This window comes from Streptomyces sp. NPDC059524 (genome assembly GCF_042749255.1).
Taxonomy (GTDB): domain Bacteria; phylum Actinomycetota; class Actinomycetes; order Streptomycetales; family Streptomycetaceae; genus Streptomyces; species Streptomyces xanthii.
In genome coordinates this window covers 117,361-124,823 of sequence record NZ_JBHYTK010000003.1, presented here as the reverse complement: position 1 = coordinate 124,823, position 7,463 = coordinate 117,361, and the positions used below count along the sequence as shown (strand labels likewise).

Sequence of the window (7,463 nt, the reverse complement as noted above, 5' to 3'; positions counted from 1 at the left end):
GGGCGGGGCGCGGGGGGGGGGGGGGGGGGTCTTTGGTGAGCGCGGGGCGCCCGGGGCGGGGGGCGGGGCCCCCGGGCCCGGCCCGCCGCCGTCGTCGGCGACTGGTGGAGCCTGCTCCTGGTCCGTGAGACGGCCCGCGGACACCACCGCTTCGACGCCCTCCAAGAGGAGTTGGGCATCTCCCGCAAGGTCCTCGCCGAACGCCTCGCCCACCTCGTCGACGCCGACGTTCTGGAGAAGGTCCCCTATCAGAGCGGCCCCGTCCGCTACGAGTACCGGCTGACCGACAGCGGGCGCGGCCTGCTGCCCGTCCTGCTGTCGATGCAGGACTGGGCCGACCGCTGGGTCTTCGGCGACGGCTCCCTCAGCGGCACCGCCGACGAGGAGAGCGAGCAGGCGCGGCGCGTGGCCGCGCTGGTGGGGGAGGCGCTGCCCCGCCTCGAACTGCCGGGTCATCGCGACGGCGCACCGCTCGACCCGGTCGAGCCCGGCGCCAAGGCCACGGTCCTGTTCTGCTACCCCGCCACCGGCCGCCCGAGCCCGCTCCCGGACGGCTGGGGCGACATCCCCGGCACCGTCGGCTGCACCCTGGAGAACCGGCTCTTCCGTGACGCCTACGAAGAGTTCCGCGCGGCCGGTGCCGAGGTACGCGGCGTGAGCACCCAACGCCCCGACGAACAGCGGGTGTTCGCCGTCGAGGAGGGCATCCCGTTCACGCTCCTCTCGGACGTCGACCTGCGCCTCGCCGCGGCCCTGCGCCTGCCCGTGTTCCGCGCCGGCCAGGCCCTGCGCCTCAAGCGCGCCGTCCTCGTCGTGGACCGCGACCGCGTCGTCCGCCACGCCCGCTTCCCGGTCACCGACATCCCGACGGCGGTCACCGAGTCCCTCACGGCCGTACGGGCCCTTTAGCCGGGCTGGGTGGGTCTCGGCGCCGCCCGTCCATGGCCCTTACGGTCGTGCGGATCCTCTGGTCGGGCCGGGGCAGGGTCTCGGCCCGCCCCCTCTGCGGCCCTCACGGCAGTACGGACCTGCCAGTCGGGCCGAGTGCCGGGGTCGTCAGCCTGGCCGAACACCCCGTCGCGCACTCCGGCGTGTGCCCGCGGCGATCACGACGCAGACTGAACCCATGCCGAGCATGCCGACCACGTCCTCCGTGCCCTCCGTGTCCCGCCGCCGCAGCTGCCCCGAGTGCCGCCGTGACATCGCCGTCGTCGGCGGCAGGTTCGCCCGTCACGACCCGCCCGGAGCCCGCGAGGCGGGCGAGCTCGTCTCCTGCCCGGGATCACGCCGCCCGGCCCAACTGGGCGCCGTCCAGGACACGCTCGACGGCTACGCGGTCCCGCACGTGCCCGGACAGCTTCCGCTGTTCTGAGGACACGTCAGGCACCATACGGAGCCGGGTGGTTCGGAGCCGGAATCAGTTCCCCGCGACCGACTTCACGGCCACCGCGACCGGTGTCGAGCCCGACACCAGCTCCAGCGTCAGACCGGCCGTGGCGGTCGACTCCACGAGCTCGGCGAGAACCGCCGCCACGTCGTCGCGCGGCACCGGTCCGCGCCCCGTGGACGCCTCCAGGCGGACCAGACCCTTGCCGGCGTCGTCCGTGAGCTGTCCGGGCCGCAGGATCGTCCAGTCGAGGCCCGTACGGCGGCGCACGTCGTCGTCCGCCGCGCCCTTCGCCCGCAGGTACACGTCGAAGATGTCGTCGCCCTTGTGGGCCGCGTCGGCGCCCATCGACGACACCACGACGTACCGGCGCGCCCCGGCCCGCTCCGCCGCGTCGGCGAACAGCACGGCCGCGTCCCGGTCCACCGTGTCCTTGCGGGCGGCGCCGCTGCCCGGGCCCGCGCCCGCCGCGAAGACGGCCGCGTCCGCGCCCTGCAGATGCGCCGCGACCTCCTCGACGGACGCCGACTCCAAGTCGCACAGGACGGGCTCCGCGCCCGCCTCCCGCAGGTCGTCGCCCTGCTCGGGCCTGCGGATGATGCCCGCCACCTCGTCCCCGCGCGCGGAGAGCAGCCGCTCGAGCCGCAGCGCGATCTGACCATGTCCACCAGCGATGACAATGCGCATGCCTTCGACCGTACGCCGGGAGCGGGAGGTTGACCGCGCAACCATGTGGGCGGCGCGCGGGCCGCCCCGGGCCGGATTCCTCCGGTCCGCCGCGCCCTGGACGGTGACGGCCCGTCACTCACCCCGTGGGAGAGTCACCGGCCGCTACGCGGGCCCGCCGCCCCCGTAGTTGGCGGCCCGCCCCTGGCGCGGCAGGTCCAGGGCGACCGCCGCCGCCGAGTCGCAGTACTCGCGCACCGCACTGGTCCGGGCCACCACCCGGCCTCGGTGGATGACGAGCCGGCTGTACGCGAGCGACAGCGCCCCCGCCAGCTTGTCTCCCCGCACCGCGAGCAGCTCCGCCGGGAAGCCGGCCTCCACGCGCACCTCGGGCAGCCCGAGCGCGGCCCTGGCCGCCGAACTCACCGCCCCGTACGCCTCCTCGGGCCGCAGCCCGTACCGGGAGGCGAGCAGGTACGCGGCCTCCAGGGGATCGCCCCGGCCCACCGGGTTCGACACGTCGCGCAGCGCCCCGCTGCCCGCCGCCACCCGCACCCCGGCCGCCCGCAGCAGCCGCACCGGAGCGACCCCGCGCCCGTCCACCCCGGCGCAGCCGCCCTGGGGCAGGCAGGTCACGGTGACCCCGGCCGCCGCGAGCCGGTCCGCCGCCCGCCGGGCCGCCTCGCCGGGCAGTCGCGCGAGCCCCCCGAGGGGGCCGACCGTGACGCCGGTGCGCAGTCCTCCGGCCGCCGCCGCGAGCCGTTCGAGCCGGGCCGGATCGGCTCCCTCCGTGTGCAGGTCGACCGGGCAGCCGTGCTCCGCCGCGACCTCCAGGACCGCCTCCACGTAGCCGGTCGGGTCGGGGTCCAGGTCGGGGCAGCCGCCCACCACGGACGCGCCCATCTTGAGCGCGTCCCGCACCATGGCGAGGCCGTTGGCTCCGGCGACCCCGGTGAGCAGCCGCGGCATCGCCACGGCCCGCAGATCGGCGAGCCCCACCAGGGAACGCCGCGCCTGGAGCACCGCCTCCATGGAGCCGAGCCCCTCCATGTCGCCGAGCCGCACATGGGAGCGCACCGCCGTCGCCCCGTGCCCGAGCTGCAGCAGCGTCGCCTCCGTGGCCCGGCGCTGCACCTCCTCCGGGTCGTGCGACAGGGGCCCCTCGCCGTCCGCGGACAGCGCGGTGTCGCTGTGGGCGTGCGGCTCCGCGGGGGCGGGCAGCAGCAGGTAGCCGGAGAGGTCCACGCGCGCGCCGCGCGCGATGAGGCTGCCGGCCGTGCCGACCGCCTCGATGCGTCCGCCGCCCAGCCGTACGTCCACGCTCCTGCCGTCGGTGAGCCGGGCGCCGCACAGGAGCAGCCCGGAACCTTCGGGCGCGGCGTCGGGGGAGCCGGGCGAGGGCGGCTGCTGGGGGCTGTCGGGCATCACGCTCCAGGGGCTCGTCGAGGGGCTCGCGGCGCGGACCGGCCGTGCGCGGGGCGCACAGCAAGATCACGCGGAGGGAGCCGACTCTAGGGCGGCCGCGGGCACGCTTCGGGGACCGCCGCAAAAGTCGTACTGATGGGGTCCGAAGGGACCCGTGAGGCGCGCGGGGCCGGGCCGGGAGAGGCCCGGGCCCTTCCCGCGCGGGGGGTCGGCGAAACGGATTTGGGCGATCGGCGCGCGACCGTGTAATGTCTTCCTCGCTCGCCCCAATAGCTCAGTCGGTAGAGCGTCTCCATGGTAAGGAGAAGGTCTGCGGTTCGATTCCGCATTGGGGCTCTGGTACCACCTCGTTCGCAAGGTGAGTATCAAAGCGGTGTAGCTCAGTCGGTAGAGCAAGCGGCTCATAATCGCTGTGTCACCGGTTCAAGTCCGGTCACCGCTACTGACAGTAGCCGATTGTAGGGTCGGTCCTTCGATCGGCTACTCTTCTATGCGTTCAACCATCTATCCCGTCCGTCAAGGAGCACTCACGTGGCTGCCACCGACGTCCGCCCGAAGATCACGCTGGCCTGCGTGGAGTGCAAGGAGCGGAACTACATCACCAAGAAGAACCGGCGTAACAACCCGGACCGTCTTGAGATGAAGAAGCACTGCCCGCGTTGCAACGCGCACACCGCGCACCGCGAAACGCGATAACTCAGGCTCGTACACGAGGCCGTCCCCTCCCGAGGGGGCGGCCTCGTGTCGTTTGACGGCCCGCATCCGTGCGGGCCTTCCATTCCGTCGTTACACCCAGGAGGTACCGAGTCCATGGCGCTCGACCAGTCCTTCGTGGGGCGGACCTACCCGCCCACCGCCCCGTACGAGGTCGGCCGGGAGAAGATCCGTGAGTTCGCGGAGGCCGTGGGGGACACGAACCCCGCCTACGTCGACCGCGAGGCCGCGCAGGCGCTCGGTCACGCCGACGTGATCGCCCCGCCGACCTTTGTGTTCGCCATCACGTTCAAGGCCGCCGGTGAGGTCGTCCACGACCCGGAGCTGGGGCTCGACTACAGCCGCGTCGTGCACGGCGACCAGAAGTTCGCCTACACGCGCCCCGTGCGCGCGGGCGACCGGCTGAGCGTCACCTCCACCATCGAGGGCATCAAGTCCCTCGCGGGCAACGACATCGTGGACGTCCGCGGCGAGGTCCACGACGAGGCCGGCGAGCACGTCGTGACCGCCTGGACCAAGCTCGTCTCGCGCGCCGCAGAGGAGGCCTGATCGCCATGGCGACGACCGTCAAGTACGCCGACGTCGAGGTCGGCACCGAACTCCCCGCGCAGACGTTCCCCGTGACGCGCGCCACGCTCGTCCAGTACGCGGGCGCCTCGGGCGACTTCAACCCGATCCACTGGAACGAGAAGTTCGCGGTCGAGGTCGGCCTGCCGGACGTGATCGCGCACGGCATGTTCACCATGGCCGAGGCGATCCGCGTGGTCACCGACTGGACCGGCGACCCGGCGGCCGTCGTCGAGTACGGCGTTCGCTTCACCAAGCCGGTCGTCGTGCCCAACGACGACAAGGGCGCCGAGATCGAGGTCAGCGCCAAGGTCGCGGCCAAGCTCGACGACAACCGGGTGCGCGTCGACCTCCTCGCCACGAGTGCGGGCCAGAAGGTCCTCGGCATGTCGCGCGCGGTGGTCCAGCTCGTCTGACCTGCGGCTTCGCGTCTCCGTAGACGCAGGTAAGGGGCGCTCTCCATGGGGGAGCGCCCCTTACTCGTACCCGGATGCGTCTCCGTTTCCCGGAAGCCATTGACTTAGATAGTGATTGGCCACTAACTTAGTGGCATGGCAAGGATGAGTGCGGAGGAGCGGCGCGAGAGCGTCGTGCGCGCGGCGATGAGCGAGTTCGCCCGCGGTGGCTACAACGGCACGTCCACCGAGGCGATCGCCAAGCGGGTGGGCGTCTCGCAGCCGTATCTCTTCCGTCTCTTCCCCGGGAAGCAGGCGATGTTCCTCGCGGCCGCCATGCGCTGCTGCGAGCGGACCATCGAGGTGTTCCGCGCCTCGTCCGAGGGCCTGGAGGGCGAGGCCGCCCACCAGGCCATGGGGGAGGCGTACCGGGCGCTGATCGCCGAGGACCCGGACGTCCTGCTCATGCAGATGCAGATGTACGTCGCCGTGGCCGCCTCCGAGGCTTCGGGGGACCGGGAGTTCGGTGACGCGCTGCGGGCCGGCTGGATGGAGATGTACGACACGGCCCGGCTGGCCCTGGGCGCGGATCTCGGCGAGACGACCGAGTTCCTCGCCTACGGAATGCTGATCAACGTGCTGGTGTCGCTGGGGTTCGAGTCCGACCACCGGGTGTGGGCCGGATTCGGCGACTCTCAGTGCATCTAGGGGCGCTTCTGTTCCCGTGAGAGCGGAGGAGACACATGAAGGCGCATTTTCATGACCGTGAAAGTTAGTCATCAATAACTAACCGGAAAGCGCAGGGGGAACCATGTCACAGGGAACGCACGCACCGGAGAAGGTAACACCGAGCCGCGCGGGAGCCGTCTGGGCTCTCGTCATCACCAGCGTCGCCGGATTCATGGCGGCCCTCGACAACCTCGTCGTCACCACCGCCCTGCCGTCCATCCGCGCGGACCTCGGCGGCGCCCTGGACGACCTCGAATGGACGGTCAGCGCCTACACGCTCACCTTCGCCGTCCTGCTCATGACCGGCGCGGCCCTCGGCGACCGGTTCGGCCGCCGCCGGCTCTTCCTCGTCGGCCTCACCGTCTTCACCGGCGCCTCCGCCGCGGCGGCCCTGGCCCCCGGCATCGACTCCCTCATCGCCGCCCGCGCCGTCCAGGGCGTCGGCGCCGCCATCATGATGCCGCTCACGCTGACCCTGCTCACCGCCGCCGTGCCCGCCGCCAAGCGCGGCATGGTCTACGGGATCTGGGGCGCCGTCAACGGCCTCGCCGTCGCCTCCGGGCCCCTCATCGGCGGCAGTCTCACCGAGCACGTCTCCTGGCACTGGATCTTCTGGCTGAACGTGCCGCTGGGCCTCGCCCTGCTGCCGCTCGCCCGGCTCCGCCTCGCCGAGTCCCGCGGCAGCGGCGCCCCGCTCGACCTCGTCGGCACCCTGCTCGCCAGCGGCGGCCTCTTCGGCATCGTCTACGGGCTCGTCCGCGCCCCCGTCGTCGGCTGGACCGACACCCTCGTCCTGACCGGGCTCTTCGCGGGGACGGCCCTGCTCTGCGCCTTCGTGCGGCACGGCATCAGCAGCCGGAACCCCATGCTCCCCATGCGGCTCTTCCGCTCCCGCGCCTTCTCCGGCATCAACGCCGCGAGCCTGCTGATGTTCCTCGGGATGTTCGGCTCGATCTTCCTGCTCAGCCAGTTCATGCAGGGCGTCCTCGGCTACTCGCCGACCCAGGCCGGCCTGCGGATGCTGCCCTGGACCGGGATGCCGATGCTCGTCGCCCCCGTCGCCGGGATCCTCTCCGACCGCATCGGCGGCCGCCCGGTCGTCGCCGCCGGCCTCTTCCTCCAGGCCGTCGGACTCGGCTGGTTCGCCTCCGTCGCCACCGTCGACGTCTCCTACGCGGCCCAGCTGCCCGCCCTGATCGTCAGCGGCGTCGGCATGGCCCTGTACTTCGCCCCCGCCGCCAACCTGGTCATGTCCAGCGTCCGCCAGGACGAGCAGGGCATCGCCTCCGGCGCCAACAACGCGCTGCGCGAGGTCGGCGGAGCGCTCGGCATCGCCGTCATGTCGTCGATCTTCTCGGCGCAGGGCGGCTACGACTCCGCGCAGCACTTCGTGGACGGCATCGAACCCGCCCTGTGGGTCGGTGCGGCCGTCGTCGCCCTGGCCGGCGTCGCCGCCCTGTGCATCCCCAAGGCGTCGCGCACTACGGCCGTAGTCCAGGACGGCAAGGAGGGCAACGACGGCAAGGAAGCGGGCCGCGTCCTGGAACAGGTCTGACCGTCACCGCTCGCCCGAACCGGCC

At 72.6% G+C, this 7,463-nt stretch carries 8 protein-coding genes, 2 tRNA genes and 1 pseudogene; 9 read left to right on the top strand and 2 right to left on the bottom strand.

The annotated features are described in order from the left end of the window. Positions 1–75 precede the first annotated feature (75 nt). Positions 76–909, top strand: a pseudogene (locus ACFW9D_RS01505) (winged helix-turn-helix transcriptional regulator); the annotation flags it as partial. 217 nt (positions 910–1,126) lie between these two features. Further along, entirely contained in the window at positions 1,127–1,372 is a 246-nt protein-coding gene (locus tag ACFW9D_RS01500) for a hypothetical protein (RefSeq protein ID WP_223206003.1), read from the top strand. Positions 1,373–1,417: 45 nt separating this feature from the next. Here ACFW9D_RS01500 and ACFW9D_RS01495 read toward each other — a convergent pair whose 3' ends face one another. Then, positions 1,418–2,074 carry an SDR family oxidoreductase gene (locus tag ACFW9D_RS01495; RefSeq protein ID WP_188337409.1) on the bottom strand — a complete coding sequence of 219 codons (657 nt, stop codon included), beginning with the start codon at positions 2,072–2,074 and terminating at the stop codon, positions 1,418–1,420. A gap of 144 nt (positions 2,075–2,218) precedes the next feature. Continuing rightward, entirely contained in the window at positions 2,219–3,478 is a 1,260-nt protein-coding gene (locus ACFW9D_RS01490; RefSeq protein ID WP_384616643.1) for an amidohydrolase family protein, read from the bottom strand. A 263-nt stretch (positions 3,479–3,741) separates the two neighbouring features. Here ACFW9D_RS01490 and ACFW9D_RS01485 point away from each other — a divergent pair. The 7 genes from ACFW9D_RS01485 (at position 3,742) to ACFW9D_RS01455 (ending at position 7,438) form a co-directional block, all read left to right on the top strand. Then, positions 3,742–3,814 (top strand) — tRNA-Thr (locus ACFW9D_RS01485). 33 nt (positions 3,815–3,847) lie between these two features. Beyond that, positions 3,848–3,920 (top strand) — tRNA-Met (locus tag ACFW9D_RS01480). Positions 3,921–4,009: 89 nt separating this feature from the next. Continuing rightward, the gene (gene rpmG / locus ACFW9D_RS01475) at positions 4,010–4,174 is read left to right on the top strand and encodes a 50S ribosomal protein L33 (protein WP_003948671.1); all 165 of its coding nucleotides are present in this window, start codon (positions 4,010–4,012) and stop codon (positions 4,172–4,174) included. Positions 4,175–4,288: 114 nt separating this feature from the next. Next, positions 4,289–4,741: a MaoC family dehydratase N-terminal domain-containing protein gene (locus tag ACFW9D_RS01470; protein WP_188337407.1), complete on the top strand. Its 453-nt coding sequence runs from the start codon at positions 4,289–4,291 to the stop codon at positions 4,739–4,741. Between the two features lie 5 nt (positions 4,742–4,746). Continuing rightward, positions 4,747–5,175, top strand: a complete 429-nt coding sequence (locus ACFW9D_RS01465; RefSeq protein ID WP_188337406.1) for a MaoC family dehydratase — start codon at positions 4,747–4,749, stop codon at positions 5,173–5,175. 135 nt (positions 5,176–5,310) lie between these two features. After that, positions 5,311–5,862, top strand: a complete 552-nt coding sequence (locus ACFW9D_RS01460) for a TetR/AcrR family transcriptional regulator (protein ID WP_384616641.1) — start codon at positions 5,311–5,313, stop codon at positions 5,860–5,862. A gap of 103 nt (positions 5,863–5,965) precedes the next feature. Continuing rightward, positions 5,966–7,438: a DHA2 family efflux MFS transporter permease subunit gene (locus ACFW9D_RS01455; RefSeq protein WP_384616639.1), complete on the top strand. Its 1,473-nt coding sequence runs from the start codon at positions 5,966–5,968 to the stop codon at positions 7,436–7,438. Positions 7,439–7,463: the final 25 nt, after the last annotated feature.